General features: G+C 71.6%; 15 protein-coding genes. 1 reads left to right on the plus strand and 14 read right to left on the minus strand.

The genetic code is table 11. The features are described from left to right. Nucleotides 1-2 precede the first annotated feature (2 nt). From ACIQE0_RS00490 to ACIQE0_RS00515, 6 genes are all read right to left on the minus strand, one after another. Nucleotides 3-779, minus strand: coding sequence for a thioesterase II family protein (locus tag ACIQE0_RS00490; protein ID WP_402327980.1), 777 nt, complete (start codon nt 777-779; stop codon nt 3-5). Between the two features lie 103 nt (nt 780-882). After that, nucleotides 883-1,239 (minus strand): hypothetical protein, encoded by a 357-nt coding sequence (locus ACIQE0_RS00495; protein WP_402327981.1) that lies wholly within the window; start codon nt 1,237-1,239, stop codon nt 883-885. A gap of 87 nt (nt 1,240-1,326) precedes the next feature. Then, nucleotides 1,327-3,309 carry a BTAD domain-containing putative transcriptional regulator gene (locus ACIQE0_RS00500; RefSeq protein WP_402327983.1) on the minus strand — a complete coding sequence of 661 codons (1,983 nt, stop codon included), beginning with the start codon at nt 3,307-3,309 and terminating at the stop codon, nt 1,327-1,329. Nucleotides 3,310-3,678: 369 nt separating this feature from the next. Further along, a complete protein-coding gene (locus ACIQE0_RS00505) occupies nt 3,679-4,380 on the minus strand; it encodes a class I SAM-dependent methyltransferase (protein ID WP_384094732.1) in 702 nt (233 codons plus the stop codon). Nucleotides 4,381-4,466: 86 nt separating this feature from the next. After that, nucleotides 4,467-5,732 (minus strand): acyltransferase, encoded by a 1,266-nt coding sequence (locus ACIQE0_RS00510; RefSeq protein ID WP_366330123.1) that lies wholly within the window; start codon nt 5,730-5,732, stop codon nt 4,467-4,469. Further along, nucleotides 5,725-6,726, minus strand: coding sequence for an alpha/beta hydrolase (locus tag ACIQE0_RS00515; protein WP_402327985.1), 1,002 nt, complete (start codon nt 6,724-6,726; stop codon nt 5,725-5,727). Before ACIQE0_RS00515 ends, ACIQE0_RS00510 begins: the two co-directional genes overlap by 8 nt. Before the next feature lie 320 nt (nt 6,727-7,046). Here ACIQE0_RS00515 and ACIQE0_RS00520 point away from each other — a divergent pair, with 320 nt between their 5' ends. Further along, nucleotides 7,047-7,388 (plus strand): hypothetical protein, encoded by a 342-nt coding sequence (locus ACIQE0_RS00520; protein WP_366330121.1) that lies wholly within the window; start codon nt 7,047-7,049, stop codon nt 7,386-7,388. A gap of 166 nt (nt 7,389-7,554) precedes the next feature. Here the strand turns inward: ACIQE0_RS00520 and ACIQE0_RS00525 are convergent, their stop codons facing one another. The 8 genes from ACIQE0_RS00525 to ACIQE0_RS00560 form a co-directional block, all read right to left on the minus strand. After that, nucleotides 7,555-8,538 carry a TauD/TfdA family dioxygenase gene (locus tag ACIQE0_RS00525; protein WP_402327987.1) on the minus strand — a complete coding sequence of 328 codons (984 nt, stop codon included), beginning with the start codon at nt 8,536-8,538 and terminating at the stop codon, nt 7,555-7,557. A gap of 56 nt (nt 8,539-8,594) precedes the next feature. Next, the gene (locus ACIQE0_RS00530) at nt 8,595-8,813 is read right to left on the minus strand and encodes an MbtH family protein (RefSeq protein WP_384094747.1); all 219 of its coding nucleotides are present in this window, start codon (nt 8,811-8,813) and stop codon (nt 8,595-8,597) included. Between the two features lie 54 nt (nt 8,814-8,867). Beyond that, nucleotides 8,868-9,860, minus strand: coding sequence for a 2,3-diaminopropionate biosynthesis protein SbnA (sbnA, locus tag ACIQE0_RS00535; RefSeq protein ID WP_366330118.1), 993 nt, complete (start codon nt 9,858-9,860; stop codon nt 8,868-8,870). 41 nt (nt 9,861-9,901) lie between these two features. Further along, the gene (gene sbnB / locus ACIQE0_RS00540; protein WP_366330117.1) at nt 9,902-10,936 is read right to left on the minus strand and encodes a 2,3-diaminopropionate biosynthesis protein SbnB; all 1,035 of its coding nucleotides are present in this window, start codon (nt 10,934-10,936) and stop codon (nt 9,902-9,904) included. A 35-nt stretch (nt 10,937-10,971) separates the two neighbouring features. Continuing rightward, nucleotides 10,972-11,985 (minus strand): TauD/TfdA family dioxygenase, encoded by a 1,014-nt coding sequence (locus ACIQE0_RS00545; RefSeq protein ID WP_402328610.1) that lies wholly within the window; start codon nt 11,983-11,985, stop codon nt 10,972-10,974. A 112-nt stretch (nt 11,986-12,097) separates the two neighbouring features. Then, nucleotides 12,098-14,653, minus strand: coding sequence for an amino acid adenylation domain-containing protein (locus ACIQE0_RS00550; protein WP_402327989.1), 2,556 nt, complete (start codon nt 14,651-14,653; stop codon nt 12,098-12,100). A 335-nt stretch (nt 14,654-14,988) separates the two neighbouring features. Next, entirely contained in the window at nt 14,989-15,696 is a 708-nt protein-coding gene (locus tag ACIQE0_RS00555; RefSeq protein ID WP_366330115.1) for a response regulator transcription factor, read from the minus strand. Continuing rightward, complete coding sequence (locus ACIQE0_RS00560; protein WP_402327991.1) at nt 15,645-16,973, minus strand: sensor histidine kinase; 1,329 nt, start codon at nt 16,971-16,973, stop codon at nt 15,645-15,647. Before ACIQE0_RS00560 ends, ACIQE0_RS00555 begins: the two co-directional genes overlap by 52 nt. Nucleotides 16,974-17,469: the final 496 nt, after the last annotated feature.

Here is a 17,469-nt window from a genome sequence, read left to right on the forward strand (position 1 = left end):
GGTCAGTGCCGGGACAGCAGTCCGTCGATCTCGGTGACCACCCGGGCCGCCTGCGGCATCAGATAGAAGTGGTCCCCGGGGAGGACGGTCAGCGTGTGCCCGGCCCGCGTCGTGGCGGCCCAGGCACGCATGTCCTCCTCCGTCACATGCGGGTCCTCCGCGCCGAGGTAGCCGGTCACCGGCGCGCTGAGCAGCGGCGGCGCGTACGGCTCGTAGCCGTCGACCAGACGGTAGTCCGAGCGGATGATGGGCAGCATCAGGTCCCGCAGGTCGGGGTGGTCCAGCGCCGCCGAGAAGCTGCCGCCCAGCGCGCGGAGGTGGGCGAGCAGCTCCTCATCGCTCCAACTAGAGACGCCGGTGGGGCGCAGATGCGAGGGCGCGGCACGGGCCGAGACGATCAGCCGCTGGACGACCTGCCCGAAACGGGCCTCGAGGCGCAGTGCCACCTCGTGTGCGACCGAAGCGCCCATGCTGTGCCCGAAGAACACCAGCGGACGGTCCAGCCAGGGAACCAGCGCGGCCGCGATCCGGTCGGCGAGCTCCGCCATCCGGTCGATGCAGGGTTCGGCGATGCGCTCCTCCCGCCCCGGATAGCACACCGCGCCGACCTCGACGTCCGGGGCGAGCCACTGGGGCCAGGTCCGGTAGAAGCTGGCGGCGCCCCCGGCGTGCGGGAAGCACACCAGCCGCAGCCGGGGGTCGCTCGCCGGCCGGAAACGGCGCACCCACGTGCGGTGCAGCTCGGCCTGCCGGGCCGGCGGATGAAGGGAGTTGGTCATGGGGCTACCTCATCACAGACAACGGAAGACGCCGGCCCGGACCTGGGGTCCGGTACCGGCGTCGGGGTACGGCGCGTGCGCGCGTCGTCGAGGGACGCCGCGCTCAACCTATCTTGATCGAACCGAGGTTGAGGATGCCGGGATACCAGCTGTCGCTCAGCCGGTAGGACTTCCCCGGGGCGACCACCGCACGGGGATCGGAGACCGTCGAGCACGTCTCGTCCAGGTAGACGGTGACCTTGGTGTCGGTGTGGTTGAGCACGCCCTGCGGACCGAACGTGTGCCCCTTGCGCAGGTCCACACATGTGCCGTTCTTCGGGTTGTGCAGGTCCTGGCCGTCGGCGCCCCGGATGAACTCGACCGTACCGGTCGCGGCGTCGGCGACACCGGACAGGCCGAGCACCATCGCGGACGAGAGCGCCGACACCACGGCGAGACCGCGCAACGTGGACTTCCGCACGAGTACCTCCTGGTCGTGGCAGGGGGCGGGGACGACCCCCACCCCCCTTGTCCGCGGACCACGCTAGGCCACCGGGGTATGCACCCGTTATCGGCAGAAACCGAAATCGAGCCCCGCGTCCCGCAGTTGCAGCGCCTCCCTCGCCCGCGGGATCCCGATGCGCCAGGCACGCTGGTACGCCTCCTGCGCCTCCTGTGCCTCCTGCGTCTCCTGCGCCGGGCCGACGGCCCACGCCTGCTCCAGGGCGTACAACCGCAGCAGACCGTGCATGCGGTAGCGCACCGTGCCGGTGTCCTCGATGCCGACGACGGAGAGCAGGTTGACGTCCACCAACTGCTCCATCAGCTTCTCGGACTCGGCCGTCGGCAGGCCGAGCAGCGCCTCCCCGACCCAGGCGGCGAAGTCCGGCATCTCCAGCAGGGCCAGCGAGCGGAACATGCGGGCGACGTCCTCGGGCAGCGCGTGATAGCTCGACGCGAAGCTGGACCGCACCTCCTGGCCGCCGGAGGACAGCTCGTCCAGCCGCCGGGACTCGTCGGAGAGCCGGTTGACCAGATACCGCACCGACCAGTGCGGCTTGGACGCCAGACGGGTCGCGGCGACCCGCAGCGCCAGCGGCAACCCCTCGCACAGCGCGGACAGTTCCGCGACCGCCACCGGATCGGCGTCGCACCGCTGGGGACCGGCGATCCGCCGGACGACCTCGGCCGCCTCGTCGTCGGTCATCAGGTCCAGGGAGAGGTGCACCGTGCCGTGCACGGCCGCCAGATGGTCCTGCTGGTCCCGGGTGGTCACGAGGACGCAGCTGTGACCGCTCCCGGGCGTCAGCGACTGCACCTGCTCCATGGTGCGGACGTTGTCCAGCAGCACCAGCACGCGGCGGTCGGCCAACATGCTGCGGTACAGGGAGATCCGCTCCCCCTGCTCCACCGGCAGATGCTCGCCGTCCACGCCGAGCGCGCGCAGAAAGCGCCCCAGCAGGGAGTGCAGCGTGACCGGCTGCCCCGCCCGCTCGTGCTCGGCCAGGTCCACGTACAGCTGACCGTCGGGGAACTTTTCGGCCACGCTGTGCGCCCAGTGGACGAGGAGACTGCTCTTGCCCACACCGGCCATACCGGTCACGAAACCGGAGGGCGGCGCGGAACCGCCGTCACCGTCGGCCAACAGGGCGTCCAACTGGCGCAGTTCCGCCTCCCTGCCGATGAACGCGGGCACGTCCGGCGGCAGCTCGGCGGGGACGGCACGCACGGCCGCGGTGCCGGCCAGCGGCCGCGGCAGCTCGCCGGGAGCGTCCGCCCTCGGCTCGTCCCGGAGGATGGCACTGTGCAACTGCTGCATCGACAGGCTCGGCTCCAGGCCCAGCTCCTCGACGAGCTCACGGCGCCAGGCGCGGAAGCCCTCGGCCGCCTCCACCCGCCGGCCCGACCGGAACTGCGCCAGCATCAGGTCATGCCGGAACTGCTCGTGTTGCGGATAGTCCTTCACCACGGCGGACAGCACCGGGATGAGCTCCTGATGGCGGCCCAGCGCCAACTGCGCCTCGCTCCACACCTCGTAAGCGGACAGCCGCTGGGCCTCCAGGCGGGTCGCCGCGTCCTCGGCCAGTCGCCCGCCGACTCCCGTCAGCGGACGCCCGGTCCAGAGGTCCAGTGCCCGCTTGTGCAGCCGGCCGGCCTCCTCCAGGCGCCCGCGCCGGGCGACATCGCCGGCCTTGGCCACCAGGTACTCGAATTCCCGGACATCGACCCGGCTGCGCTCGGTGAGCAGCCGGTAGCCGGGGTGGGCCGTCACGATGACCGGGTCCTCCCAGCCGGCAGCCCGGAAAGCCTTGCGTAACGCGCCGACGCATATCGCCACTTGGGTGCGGGCCGAGGCCGGTGGCCCCTCTCCCCACACGGCGTCGATCAGTGCGTCGACGGACACCACTCGTCCCCATGCAAGGACCAGTGCCGCGAGAATGACGCGCTGCCGCGGGCCGCCGATGGCGACCGGCCGTGTCCCGGCTCGTGCCGACAGCGGTCCAAGAAGCGTGAAATTCAGCCAGTCCGATCTGGAGAGCTCATCCCCCATGACATTCCCCACATTCCCCGTGTACTCGAACGTACCAACGGATCACGGTAGGCGAATGTCTGGCAGAGCATACGTCAGATGACTGAATCTATGCCTAAAAATAACGTCGCCGGAGGTGGAGTGGAACGGGCCAAATGGTGAACCCGCACAACTTCAGCCGTGCACCGGACGGGAGTTGGCCTCCTGGTGCCCTCGAGTCGCGGCATCCCGTCATGGTGGATATGTCTCAATCCGGCGGTGTATGTATCGTCCAGGTGTCTTCGGTCGTCCTTCTGGTCCCCTTTCATGGGGGTGTGGGAGCGCGCCCCGCCCTACGACGGCAGGACGGGGCGGCGCATTTCCCTACGGAGTCCGCGGGGAGAGTCGGACTTACAGGCTCGGCAGATCGAAGAAGATCATGGGGTTGTCGCGGCTGTCGCGCACCGGCTCGTCCAGCCCCAGATCCTTCTTGATCTTCGCTATTTCCGCGAAAACCTCGGGAGCCTTGGCGGGCGACGGCGTGAAGAATTCAATGCCCTTTTCGGCCAGCCACTTGATGATGACGGAGCCCTCGCTCAGAGGCTTGGGACGACGGCCGTGGAACACATCGTGAACACTGGTCGGCGTACCGCCCGGAACGGCCGGGAAGAGGTTCTCGATGTACCACCGCGCAAAGCGCGCACCGTGGTCGGCGTCGATGAAGAGGTACTCGGTGTCATCGGGAATCACCCCGATGTTCTCGCGCACGTCTCCCTTGGTGAACGTCCACCTTTCGGCGAGGTCCTTGGGGACGTTGCGCACCACGTGGTCCACGATGTCGAACGAGTAGAGGTGGCCGGCTCCGTTGTCGCGCAGCGCGCTGAGCTGCCACATGGTGGACCAGCCGTAGAAGGTGCCGATCTCCACCACCTTCGCGGGCCGAAGCTCCCGCAGCCGCATGTAGGTGATCTCGGCCTCGACGTCGTCGAGCTGCGGCTTCATCGCCTTGCCGCGCTCGGCCAGGAAACTGCGCTGGTCGTTCTTGACCTTCCGCAGGTCCACTTCGTACTTGGCGTACAGCTCCCGCAGTGAGTCGACCGATATGTGTTGCATAACTCCTCCAAGTGGATACCGGAAGGTCCCACTGCGGGTACTTCCGTGCTCGTACTGCCTGGTTTATTCGGGTCCGTGCGACCGGTTCATGCAGGTCCGGACCGGAACCTCGTCTCCGCGTCGCCGAACGTAATGCACAGTGTGATGAGCACAATCCCGAACAGCGGAATCCAGCCAACCCGGGCAACCACCCATAGTGGGTGATCAGGGTTGGTATGCAATCCGAACAGCGGTCTTCCGAGAGCGAGTGAGACAACGGTCACCGCGAGCATGGCCGTCTGGTGCCAGAGAAATATCGTGATCGCCGAGACGTTGGTCAGCGCTATCGCGGCCCAGGCGAACTGGCGGGGCCTGGCACGTCGTTCGGCCACGCCCGAAAGGCCGGCCGGGCGGCCGTCCGCCCCGCCCAGCATCCGTCGGAGCGGACCGCGCAACAGCAGCGCGGCACCGCACTGGGCCAGGCCGAAGGCGACGGCCGCGAGCGAGACCGGATTGAGGTTGGAGAGCTGCGAGCCGGGCACGCCGACCATGCTCGCCGGGTAGCCGCCCCACAGGACCAGCGCCGCGGTGCCCGCGGCACCGGCGACCAGCAGCACCACGGCGTACCGGCGCCGGGCGAGCCCGCCCGCGCCCCAGACCGCGCCCAGCGCGAACGGCACCAACCAGCCGGCGGGCACATTGAACTGACGGGCGGTGTCCACCCAGCCGCCGTCGCCGAGCAGCAGCCGGGCGCCGTCCGTCGCGGCGACATAGCCGCCGCCCAGCACGGCGGCCGGCACACCCGCCCGGTACACCAGCGGCGTCAGCGCCGTCAGCAGGGCGAAGACCAGCAGGAACCACAGGGGGGAGAGGACGAGTTTGAGCAGCGTGTAGATCGTCTCGTGTGCGACACCGGAGGCCACCATGCCCGCCAGGACCAGCAGCCACAGGCCGAGCAACACGCCTACCGGACCGGCCAGTCGGCGCATCCGCTGCCACAGCCAGGTGCCGTAACCGACGCCGCGGGCCCGCGCGGAGGCGTAGCCCCGGGACGCGACCCGGCCGCCGACGAAGAAGAAGACCGCCAGGGTCTGGAGCACCCAGGACAGCGGGGTCAGACCCGGAATGAAGGCCAGCGGGCTGGCGCCCATCAGATGGTCGTCCGCGCGCAGTGCCACCGCGCTGACCAGCCAATGACCCAGCACCACACCGGTGATGGCCAGGGCCCGCAGGGCGTCGACGGCCCGGTCCCGTCCGGCGGGGGTGGCCTCGTCGATCCGCCGGACCGCCGCGTGCAGCCGCCCCAGCGGCGAAGCGGCCGCCCTGCCCCGGACATCGAGCGGCGCGCCGGGGCCCAGGGGGAGATCAGCCATGGGACACCGCCTCGCCGTGGCCGAGACTGATCAGTGCGAGGTTGTGCAGCGCGAGCCCACCTGGCTTGAAGTAGTCGCTGTGGCCGCCCGATCCGGCGTCAAAAGTGCGGGCCCCGAAGCCCCGGCTGACCGGATCCGTACCAAATCCGATCGTGGCGCCGGGGACGTGCACGCTGGTGTGCGGCACCCCGGCGATCCAGTCGTCCGCGCCCCGGCCCGCCCACACCGGCACCCGCACCGCGATGTCGGAGGCGGACCGCAGGCCCATACCGGGGCTGCCGACGGCGACGATCCCGGCGAGGCGATCCAGCGGGGCGGCCGGGGAGGCGGGGGGCTGGACGGCGCTGCCGCAGACCACCGTGCCGTAGGAGTGGCACATCAAGGTGACCGGCGCGGCGGCATTGACCTTCTTCAACTGCCCCATCAGCAGGCGCAGTTGGCTGCCGCCTGCGGTGGCGCGAGCGGTGGTGACCACATCCCGGCTAAGGGTGCGGGGGGCATGGTAGCCGAGCCAGGCCACCACCGCCGTCTTGGTGTCCGGAGCGAGCCGGTGCATCTCCGCCCGCAGGGTGCGGGCGCCGCCGGCCACGGAGGCATAGCGGGTGCCGATCTCATCGAAGGTGTCGAGGGTGGTGTCCGAACCGGGCACCAGCACGACGACGCGGTCCGCGTGCGCCAGATCGCCCAGCACCTCCACGGCCAGACCGTCGTCTCGCGGGTCGAAGGAGAGGAACTGCCGCCCGGATGCGGCGAGTCCGGCCAGATGGTCCGCCCGGGAGGTGTCGCCCATGCGGCGCGCGGCGCGCTCGGAGCGCACGATGACGTCGTGGTCGGCGGCGTACCGCGCGGCCAGGGTGTCGGCCCGGACGGCGGGCAGGCGGGGCGCGGTCGGCATGCTGCGGGCCGCCGACCCGGAGGCCGCGGTGACGGAGAGGACCATCGCGCCGGCCGCGACGGCGACCGCGAGCGCGCGGCGCACTCGGGATGCTCGCACGGGACCCGCCTTCCTTGTTCCTTGCTCACTCGACGACTTGCTCACCCGATGAACGTGCTCACTCGACGACTTGCTCATTCGACGGCTTGCTCACTCGGCGAACTAGCAAAAAGGTATGGTCCGCGGCCCCCGCGCGCGTCACTCTCAGGGGCTCACTGTGGAGGTAGCTCTCAGGTATGACGGCGTCCCCTCTGTCATACCCAACTCCGGTCGCCCCAAGGCGAATCGCGGAAATATTGGAGCAATAGCGGATGTGGCTACGGTTTCGGTCATGCCCGGATTTTCGGGCCTCACCCGAACCAAGCAGCCCAAGGAGAACCATGCGCAGAGTGCTCCGTCGTGCTCCGCTCCTCACCGCCCTGGCGGCGACGGCCCTGTTCGCCGGGGCCGGCGTCGCCCAGGCCACCACCGGGACCATCGAGTTCTACGACAAGGGCGAGAACATCACGAACCCGGTCGACGGCACGTGCTACTCCGTGCTGAACGTCAACACCATGGGGCAGCGTGATGTCATCAACCACACCGACCGCAAGGTGAGGGTGTTCCTCACCGTCGGCTGCAGTGACCTGCGGCAGTCGTCCGTGCTGGAGCCCGGCGAGAGCTTCCACGCCAGCTCCACCTGGTTCCCGATCATCGCCGCCCGGAGCGTCCAGCTCGTCTGAGCCGCGCGACCGGGCGACAACGAAGCGCCGGTGGACGGGACCCGCGTCCCGCCCACCGGCGCTTTTCCGCTCTCGGGCCAACCCCCGCCCCACGCAAGGCACTTCCGTGGGGACCCCGTCGGCCGGGCCGGCGCCCGCCGCGACCGGGCGGGCGCCGCCGGGCGGCTCAGTCCAGGACGTAGCCGTCCTGGGCCCGCAGGCCGCGGGAGCGGCGCAGGTCGTTCAGGACGAAGGTGCGCTGGAGCCAGCGGTCCCGGCCGTCGTAGCGCGGGGTGAAGGCGGAACGGCCGTGCGTGGTGATGCGGTTGTCGACGATCGCCAGATCGCCGGGGGTCAGCACGGTGCTCAGGGAGGTCTTCTCGAACGCGTCCTGGAGCTCGGCCATCGCCTCGCTCGCGCGCGGCGTGAGCGGCTTGGTGGCGGCGAAGTCGATGCGCAGATCGGGGTCCTCGGGCGCGCCGGTCAGGATCGGCCGCGGCTCGGTGTCCCCGCCGTCCGCACCACCGAACGACGGCGGCGGCTCGGTGCGGAACTCCGCGCTGCGCAGCACCTCCTGGGCCCGCTCGCTCAGCAGCGGCAGCGCCGCGCGGATGCCGGCGGTGCGCAGCCCGGCGACGTTGTCGTGGTCGGCGCGCAGGCACAGCAGCATGACGTAGTCGGGACGGTGCGGATGGAAGGCGTTCTCGGTGTGGAAGGTCAGCAGGACCGAGCCGGCGTTGCCCTGGAAGTCCTCCATACCGGGGATCGGCACCACGTCCTGGACGAGCGCCCCGGTCTTCTCCGGGCGGAACGCGGCCGGGTCGCCGAGCCCGCAGGCGATCATGGTCAGCACCGCGGCGGAGACACTGGCCTCACGCTGCACCGAGTCGGCGCCGGCGGGGGTGTCGGGCAGCGCCGCCGCGTCCACGGGCAGGCCGCGGACCAGCAGGACGCCGCTGGTGCCGGAGTCACGGCGGAACTCGCCCAGCGGGGCGCGCAGCGCGGCGGGCAGTTCGTGCCACTGCCTGCGGGCGGCGTCGACCCACTCGTGACCGTCCACCTTGTCCGCGGACCGGCACAGCCGCCGGGCGATCACGTCGACCTGCGTGGCATCGTCGCCCGGCAAGGTCACGACCGCCGCCTGGGCGCCGGTCTCCAGTACCACAGTCATCGAGGCTTCACTTTCTGGTGGGACGTGTAGGGAGGTACGGCCCGGGCGGCGCCCGGTCAGCCGGCGTTCTCCATGGCGCGGACGAGGCTCAGCGGACGCATGTCGGTCCACTGCTCGGTGATGAAGGCCAGGGTCTCCTCGCGGCCGCCCTCCTCGCGGGCGATGCGCCAGCCGGCCGGCACCTCGGCGAAGGCCGGCCACAGGGAGAACTGACCCTCGTCGTTGACCAGGGCGAGGTAGCGGCCCTCGTTGTCCTCGAACGGGTTGGTGCTCATTGCTCGTTGCCTCATTCCGGGGTCGTTCGGTGGGTGGCTGTCGGGCATCGTCGGCTACGACAGCAGGGTCAGCGGGGTGGGCGCGGCGTCGTCCGCGAGCACATCGGGGCCGTAGACGCCCTGCGCCCAGTTGGTGTGGTAGATCGTGTCCAGGTAGCGCTCGCCCAGGTCGGGGGCGAGGGCCACGGCGTGCAGCCGCTCGCCGCCCTGGTGCGCGGCGAGCCAGCGGGCGGCGCCGCTGACGACCGTGCCGGTGGAGCCGCCGAACAGGAAGCCCCGGGCGGCGAGCCGGTGGCACATGCGCAGGGTGTCCGGCTCGGGCACCATCACCACGTCGTCGACGAAGGACTCGTCCAGCAGCGGCGGCCGCACCCCGGTGCCCAGGCCCGGGATCATGCGCGGGGCCGGGGGATGGCCGAAGGCGACCGAGCCGACGCTGTCCACGGCCACGATCCGCACACCCGGACGGTGCTCCTTGAACCAGCGGGCGCAGCCCATCAGCGTCCCCGTGGTGCCGGCACCGACGAACAGGACGTCCAGGCCCGGGTGGGCGCGGGCGATCGCGGGCGCGGTGAGGCGGTGGTGGGCCTGCCAGTTGGCGGTGTTGACGTACTGGTTGAGCCAGACGTACCGCTCGTCCTGCTCGCACAGCGCGCGCACGCAGGCGATGCGGGCGGCCAGGAAACCGCCCTCCGCCGCCGGCTCGGTGATGGTGTGCACCACCGCGCCGAGGGCCTCCATCAGGCGCTTCGCGGCGAGGTTGCAGCGCGAGTCGGTGACGCAGACGAAGCGGTAGCCCTTGCCGGCCGCGATGACGCTGAGCGCGACGCCCAGGTTCCCGGAGGAGGACTCCACCAGGATCGAACCGGGGGTGAGCAGCCCGGACTCCTCCGCGGCCTCCACCATGGCGACAGCGGCCTTCTGCTTGACCGAACCGGTGAAGTTGAAGCCTTCGCACTTCAGGTACAGCGGGATGCCGAGGACCGCGTCGAGGTCGACGTACAGGTCTTCCTCGTTGAACTCCTGGGGGGCCGAAATGATCGGCACGGGACCTCCCTGCCTTGCGGGCGTTGCGGGGGGCGACGGGGTCAGCCGTAGCGCCGCATCTCGTGGAAGAAGTCGTCGACGACGTGCAGTTGCCCGGACTCGCGGACCGCGTCGTAGACGTGCTTGCCGACGGCGAGATCGAGGACGCCCAGACCGAAGGGGGAGAAGAACACCGGCCGGTCGGCGGCCGGGCTCAGCTTCCCGGTCAGCACGTCGTAGAGCGTGCCGTCGACGAAGTCGCGGTGGCCCAGCCGCTGTTCGGCGAGGTGGAGGGAGGTATGGGCCTTCAGGCAGTGCTCGACGTCGTCGACGATGTTGGTGCCGGTCAGCACCACCTCGGGCGCCAGGTCGCGCAGCGAGACGTGCAGCACCACCGGGTTGTGGGCGAACAGGGCCGGGTCGGTGACGTGCGGGGCGCCGGCGACGGTGGCGAAGACGATCAGGTCCGAGGAGCGGATCAGGTCCTCGGGAGTCTCGTGCACCGTGAGGGCGCCCTGCTCACCGGAGTGCGCGAGGTACGCGCCGAAACCGGCGGCGTGCTCGGCGGACAGGTCGTGCACCCCGACCTCGTCGAAGGTCCAGCCGGTGTCGCGCAGCAGGCGGTGGATGAAGCGGGCGATGAGGCCGGCGCCGAAGAAGCCGATCCGCCGCGGCCGGGCGCGGGTGGCGCTGAGCCGGTCGGCGGCCAGCGCGGCGGACGCGGCGGTGCGCACCGCGCTGATGATGGAGCTCTCCAGGCACGCGAACGGGTAGCCGGTCTCATGGTCGTTGAGGATGAGCACGGCGGAGGCCCGGGGGATCCCGGCGGCCACGTTCTCCGGGAAGCTGGAGATCCACTTCAGTCCGTCGGTGCGGACCTGGCCGCCGACGGAGGCGGGCAGCGCGATGATGCGCGAGGAGGGCCGGTCGGGGAAGCGCAGGAAGTACGAGGGCGGGTTGACCGTGTCGCCCTCGCCGTGCAGGCGGTAGGTGGCCTCGATGAGGTCCACCACCTCCTTGCCGCGGCCGTCGAGGACCTCGCTGACCTGTGCTCCGGAGATCACCGAGAAGGAGGGCGCCGGGCGGTTCTGGGACATGGAAGGGCTCCGTGGGGATGGTGCGGGACGGTCGGTCAGACGGCTGCGGAGCAGGCCGGTACGTCGGTGTGCACATGGCCGGCAAGGCGCACCGGGTCGCCGAAGAGCGCCACGATCTCGCGGTCGCCCTCGTACGCCTCGCGGCTGTGCGCCATCCGCAGGTTGTCGACGACCAGGAGGTCGCCGGCCTGCCAGGGCTCACGCGAAGTCGCCGCGGTATAGGCGGCGTTGATGGTCTCGATGACCTGCTCGGGGAGGGTCTCGCCGTCGCCGTAACGGGTGTGGAAGGGCAGCGAGTCGGGGCCGTAGAAGGAGATCAGGTACTCGCGGACGGCCGGGTCCATGGTCAGCCCGTTGAGGAACGCGATCTGGTTGAACCACAGCCGCTCGCCGGTGACCGGGTGGGCGACCACCGCGGCGCGCCGCTGCCGGGTGCGCAGCGAACCGTCCGCCAGCCACTCGTGCGCAAGGGCGTGCTCGGCGCAGTACGCGTCCACCACCGCGCGGTCCTCGGTGCCGAACGCCTCGGTCCAACTGACGCCCACATCGCGGTAGCTGCGCTCCAGCAGCCAGCCCTCGCGCGCACAGCGCTCGACGAGGTCGGCGGGCAGGGTGCGCAGCAGGGTCCGGGCGTCGGCGACGGCGGTGGCGCCGCCGGCGGCCGGCGCGGTCAGGCAGCCGAAGAGGGCGAGCGAGGGCACCTGCGCGGCGTAGCTCAACTCATGGTGCATGCACATCGGTTCGTCGGCCGGCCACTGGGAGCCGGAGTAGACGCCGCCGCCGTGGTCGGTGCGGCTGGTGAAGCCCTCGCGCTCGGCCATCGGCGTCACGCCGAGCCAACGGGCCGCCTCCGCCAGGTCGTTGGGGGCGCTCAGACCGAGACCGCGCACGAGCACGGCGCCGTGCCGCGCGACGAGGTCCCGCACCGCCGGGCCGGAAAGCCGCGTGAAGTCCGCTCCGGGCACCAGCAGCAGGGGAGTGCGTCCGGGTTCGAGGACGGGCGCGGGAACGTCGGGGGAGGCCGCACCGGTTGCGGGGCCGGCGGTCATGGCTGTCACGGGATCACCTTTCTCAAACTGTCTGGCGCCGTCGGCGGACGGGCGCGGGCGCAGGAGCCGAAGGCACCGGCCGCCAGGCGGGCCGGGGCCGGTGCCGCTGCGGTCAGGCCACTGTGGCGGAGCCCTGCGCGCGCTCGTCGAGGAGGGCCGCGAGGTCGGCGAGGACCGGCGTGCCCATCAGCTCGGCGGGCGTCACCGCCCGGTCCAGCGCGACCGCCAGCCGCAGCAGGGCCAGCGAGGTGCCGCCGGCCTCGAAGAAGTGGGTGTGCCGGCCGACCGCGTCGACCTCCAGCTTGAGCGCCTCGGCCCACAGGACGGCAAGCTTGCGCTCGGTGTCCGTACGGGGCGCCCGGAAACCGCCGTCCTCGGCGAGGAGTTCGCCCGCGGTGCGGGTCAGGGTCTTGCGGTCGGTCTTGCCGTTGGGGGTGAGCGGCAGCGCCGGGAGGTGGTGGAAACGGCGCGGGACCATGTACTCCGGCAGGGCCGCGCCCAACTCCGCGCGGATGTCCGCCGCCGGCAGCTCGGCGTCCCCGGTGTAGAAGGCCGCCAGTTGCTTGCCGTCGCCCTCACCCGTGACGACCACGGCGCTGTCGCGCACACCGGGGACGCGCAGGAGCTGGTTCTCCACCTCGCCGATCTCGATCCGGAAGCCGCTGATCTTCACCTGGGCGTCGCGGCGCCCGTGGAACTCCAGCCGCCCGTCCGGCAGCCACCGGCCGAAGTCCCCCGACCGGTACAGCCGGGCGCCGGGCCGGTGCGGGTCGGCGACGAACGCGGCGCGGGTGCGCTCCTCGTCGTTCACATAGCCGCGCCCCACGCAGATCCCGGAGAAGACGATCTCACCGGCCGAGCCGAGGGGCACCGGGCGCAGCCGCTCGTCGACGACATACACCCGCACATTGGCGATCGGCTTGCCGAGCGGCACCGAGGACTGCTCCGGCACGCTCCGCATGACCTCGTGATTGGTGTCGTCGGAGGTCTCGGTGAGCCCGTAGGCGTTGGCCAGCGCGATCCCCGGGAACCGCGCGAACCACCGTGTGACCAGGTCCTTCTTGAGCGCCTCACCGGTCACCGAGACACACCGCAGCCGCGGCAGCTCCCGGGGGCTGCGGTCCAGTTCGGTCAGCACCACCTCCAGATAGGAGGGGACGACCTGGACCACCTCGACGCGGGCCTGCTCCAGGGTGTCGACGAAGCGCGCCACGTCCATGACGGCCGCCTGCTCGATGATCCGGGTGCGGCCGCCGACGGCCAGCGCCGCGACCAGCTGCCACAGCGAGATGTCGAAGCACTGCGGCGCGGTCTGCGCCACCACCCCGGACTCCCGGACGCCCAGGTCCTCGATCTTGGCGAGGAGGTGGTTGAGGAAGCCGCCGTGCTCGCACAGAGCACCCTTGGGCCGGCCGGTGGAACCGGAGGTGAAGTAGATGTACGCACCCTGGGACGCGGCGACCGGCAGCGCCGGGTCGGTCTCGGGGTGGTCGCCGCCGAGCACGTCGTCCAGCTGGTGCGCGACGGCGCCGGGGACCGCGCGCAGCGCCTCGTCCAGCCCGGCGCACGCCTCGCGTTCGACGAGCACCTGGCGGCATTCACTGCGGCTGAGCATGTCGGCGATCCGGTCCGCGGGGAAGTGCGGTTCCACCGGAAGGTAGACCCCGCCGGCCTTGAGCACGCCGAGCACCGCGGCCAGCCACTCCAGGGTGCGCTCGCTGACCACGGCCACGACGTCCTCGTCGCCGAGCCCCGCGCGGCGCAGCGCATGGGCGATGCGGTTGGCCCGCGCGTTCAGCTCGCGATAGCTCCAGGCACGGTCGCCCTGCTCGGCCGCGACGGCCTCCGGGCGCAACCGGACCTGGTCCTCGAAGAGTTCATGGACCCGACGGTCGGGCAGCTCCCGGTGCGGCCCGGCCAGACCGTCCAGCTGATGGGCCAGCTCCGCCGCGGAGAGCGGGCTCCACTCCCGGTGGTCGGCGTCGGGCTGCTCGCCCAACTCCGCCAGCGCGGCCAGCAGATAGCCCCCGATCCGCCCGGCCTGCCCGCCGTCCAGCGCGTCCGGCCGGTGGATCAGCACCAACTCCGACCGCTCCCCGGCCCCGTCCAGGCCCACCGCGAGCACGGAGTCGGGCGTGAGGTCCTCCGGCGTGGGCGGCCGGCCGATGACGAGCAGGGCGTCGAAGAGGGCCTCGGTCCGCCCGCTCTCGGCCCGCAGCTTCTCCAGGGCCGGACCGGCGTGCCGCGCCACCTCGGCGGCGGCGCGGGCGGCGGTGTCCAGCACGGCGCGCCAGGGGCCGTCGGCCACCGGCACCGGGCAGGGCAGCGCCCGCGGTGCCGCGTCCGCCCCGGACAGCAGGCCGAGCACGACGGCGGAATCCGCGGTGAGCGCCGCCACCACCCGGGCGTACGCGGCCAGCAGCACGACATCGGGCGCGACCGCGGACGCGTCCGCCAGCCGGCGCACCGCCCGCGCGGTCCCGGCCGGTACGGCCACCCGGTGCTCCCCGGCAGTGCCCGGCTCGGCCGGCTCGCCGCACCACCTGGGCACCGGCGTGTACCCGCCCTCGGCGAGCACCCGCCGCCAGAAGCGGAGGTCCGCCTCCGCGTCATCGGTCGAGTGGCGCCAGGCGGGCTCGCTGTCCTGGCCGTCCTGCCGAGCCTTCACGGGCGTTACCTTCCATCGTGAGCGCCCGGTCCGGACGCTCGATCCCTCGTCAATGGGCGGTAACGACGCTAAGGCGCCGGATTATTGGCCAGATATCGGTTCGGAACCTCGGGGTTATCGCCGGGCATAACGGCCCGGCCGGGGGCCGTCATACCGCAGCAGGGCACGCACGGCCGCACTGCCTCCGGCACCCTCGAAGCGCCCGGCAGCCTGGCACAACGGCATTCTCCGCCGCCCCCCCGACCGAGCGGCATCCACCCTGAGAACTCACCCCGCACTAGCCCTCAGGTATGACGCCCGCGCCCTGCGGCCCGACGCCCCGCCGGCCGGCACCGCTACTCGCCCGCCACCACCAGACCGGCCTCGTACGCGTACACCGCCGCCTGGGTACGGTCCCGCAGCCCCAACTTCACCAGGATGCGGCCGACATGGGTCTTCACGGTCTGCTCGGCGATCACCAGCTCCTCGGCGATCTCCGCGTTGGACAGGCCCTGCGCGATCAGGCGCAGCACCTCCGTCTCCCGCTCGGTCAGGTCCGCCACCCGCTCCCGGCGCGGCGCCCGGGGCGCACTGCGCCGCGAGAACTCCTCGATCACCCGCTTGGTGACCGTCGGGGCGAGCAGCGCACCGCCGGTGGCGATCGTCCGTACCGCACCGGCGAGTTCGTAGGCCGAGGAGTCCTTGAGGAGGAAGCCGCTGGCGCCGACCCGCAGCGCCTCGTAGACATACTCGTCCAGATCGAAGGTGGTGAGCATGAGGATCTTGGTGCCGCTGCCGGTCTCCGCGATCCGGCGGGCGGCCTCCAGGCCGTCCAGCACCGGCATCCGGATGTCCATCAGCACCACGTCGGGGGCCAGTTCGGCGACCTGGCGCACCGCCTCCTCGCCGTTCGCCGCCTCGCCGATCACCTCGATGTCCGGCTGGGCGTTGAGCAGGATCGCAAAGCTCCCCCGGATCATCGCCTGGTCGTCGGCGACCAGCACCCGAATCGTCACGAATCTTCCCCCTCGCCGGCGGGCAACAAGGCACGCACTTCGAACCATCCGTCGTCCATGGGCCCGACGTGCAGCGTGCCGCCGAGCATGGCGGCCCGCTCGCGCATACCGAGCAGGCCGTGTCCCTTGCCGCCCTGCCGCGGAACGGCGGCCGCGGCCGGGCTGTTGATCACGCGCAGCGTGAGAGCGGAGCCGCCGTAGGACAGCTCGACGCGGACCTCGGCGCCCGGAGCGTGGCGGAGCACATTGCTCAACGCCTCCTGGAGGATGCGGAACGCGGAGAGTTCGACCCGATTGGGCAGCGCGCGCGGGGTGCCGGATATCTCCGTCTCGACCCGCAGCCCCGCCGCCCGTACGTTGCCGACCAGCTCCTCGATGTTCGCCAGCGTCGGCTGCGGTACGTAGCGGCCGTCCGCGCTCGGTTCGTCGGACCGCATCATGCCCAGGATGTGGCGGAGTTCGCTCAGCGCGGCGAGCGCGTTCCGCCGGATGCTGCGGAAGCTCTCGTCGAGCGGCTGCGGCGGATCGGGCACGAGATAGGGCGCGGCCTCCGCCTGCACGGCGACGACGGACATGTGGTGGGCGACGACATCGTGCAGCTCCCGCGCGATACGCGCACGCTCCTCCAGCACCGTCCGGCGGAACCGTTCGATCTCGGTGAGCCGTTCCTGCCGCCGCAACTGCCGCCGCGCCTCCCGGCGTCCGCGCAGCGCGGCCTGGAGCGCCAGGCCGAAGGCGGAGAGGATGCCGAACGACACCAGGCCGTGCCCGGCCTCCGAGGGCGGCAGCATCAGCCCCAGCACACCGCCGGCCAGGATGCTCACGACCCACTGCGTGACGAAGAGCGGAGTGTGCACCCGCCACGCGACGAGCAGGGTGACGACCAGATGCGCGAGGAAGCCGGGCTCCGTCCACGGCCACGGCGAATCCCTGCCGGGCAGGGCCTGCGTCGCGACCACGAGGACGGGGAAGGGCACCATCGCCGCCAGCGACAGCCACCAGGCGGCCACCGGGCGGACCAGCCCCAACGGCACGGCCGCCGCCTGGGCAACCGCGATGACGACCGCCACCAACCAGGGCAGCGGGAGCCGGTCGGACAGCGCATCGGCCCCCGGCACCGCCACATAGAGCGCGAACACCACGGAGACGATGAGCGGAAGCTGGCGCAGCACCCGGTTCTGCACCCGGGAGAGCACCGGCAGCGGGCGCGACGAGAAGTCGAAAAGCTCCCGGAGAAGGGTCCGTGAACCAGGTACCAGGCGCTCTTTCACGCCGCTCGCCCACGAGCCCGCGCGCCGCCGTTCCCCGTCCTGATCGCTCGTCACGCGGACCATGGTAGGGCGTGACCTGCACCCCGGGCCCGCCGTTCGACGCCACCGGCAACGCACCGGCCCGCCGCCGCGCGACCGGCCGATGACCGTCCGCGCACCGCGCTGACCTTGAGAGACCTGCTCTCCCGGCCGGCGGTTCAGGCGCCGTCCCACGGGTGGCCGTGCCGCCGGAAGGCCGCCGCGCCCACGGCTTCCCGGCCCTCGACGTCGCCGTCGAAAAGGGCGCGCGTACCGGCCGGTCGCAACTTCCGTACATACGCGTCGAGTTCGGCTCAATGCGGGCGCCGTGGAGTGGACCTGCCGATGGCGGCGCACGTTTCGGTGTCACCGTTCCGTAAAGAGGAATCGGCCATTCCGGCTCACACCGGACGGCTCGCCGCACGAAGGTTCCGGGGTGTGCGGTCTTCACGGCATCTCCTTGCCGTTCTGTGGTTGTGTCGCCGGGGCAGGGGCGCGTTCGGCGGCGCGGCGACGCCGAGCCGGACCGCTG

The sequence above is a fragment of the Streptomyces sp. NPDC093097 genome (assembly GCF_044754325.1).
Taxonomy (GTDB): Bacteria; Actinomycetota; Actinomycetes; order Streptomycetales; family Streptomycetaceae; genus Streptomyces.

What these genes read in the sequence shown, in the direction of transcription:
- ACIQE0_RS00490 (WP_402327980.1), bottom strand. Translation starts at nt 779, where the DNA reads ATGACCAACTCCCTTCATCCGCCGGCCCGGCAGGCCGAGCTGCACCGC.
- ACIQE0_RS00500 (WP_402327983.1), bottom strand. Translation starts at nt 3,309, where the DNA reads ATGGGGGATGAGCTCTCCAGATCGGACTGGCTGAATTTCACGCTTCTT.
- ACIQE0_RS00505 (WP_384094732.1), bottom strand. Translation starts at nt 4,380, where the DNA reads ATGCAACACATATCGGTCGACTCACTGCGGGAGCTGTACGCCAAGTAC.
- ACIQE0_RS00510 (WP_366330123.1), bottom strand. Translation starts at nt 5,732, where the DNA reads ATGGCTGATCTCCCCCTGGGCCCCGGCGCGCCGCTCGATGTCCGGGGC.
- ACIQE0_RS00520 (WP_366330121.1), top strand. Translation starts at nt 7,047, where the DNA reads ATGCGCAGAGTGCTCCGTCGTGCTCCGCTCCTCACCGCCCTGGCGGCG.
- ACIQE0_RS00525 (WP_402327987.1), bottom strand. Translation starts at nt 8,538, where the DNA reads ATGACTGTGGTACTGGAGACCGGCGCCCAGGCGGCGGTCGTGACCTTG.
- ACIQE0_RS00530 (WP_384094747.1), bottom strand. Translation starts at nt 8,813, where the DNA reads ATGAGCACCAACCCGTTCGAGGACAACGAGGGCCGCTACCTCGCCCTG.
- sbnB (WP_366330117.1), bottom strand. Translation starts at nt 10,936, where the DNA reads ATGTCCCAGAACCGCCCGGCGCCCTCCTTCTCGGTGATCTCCGGAGCA.
- ACIQE0_RS00545 (WP_402328610.1), bottom strand. Translation starts at nt 11,985, where the DNA reads ATGACCGCCGGCCCCGCAACCGGTGCGGCCTCCCCCGACGTTCCCGCG.
- ACIQE0_RS00555 (WP_366330115.1), bottom strand. Translation starts at nt 15,696, where the DNA reads ATGGTTCGAAGTGCGTGCCTTGTTGCCCGCCGGCGAGGGGGAAGATTC.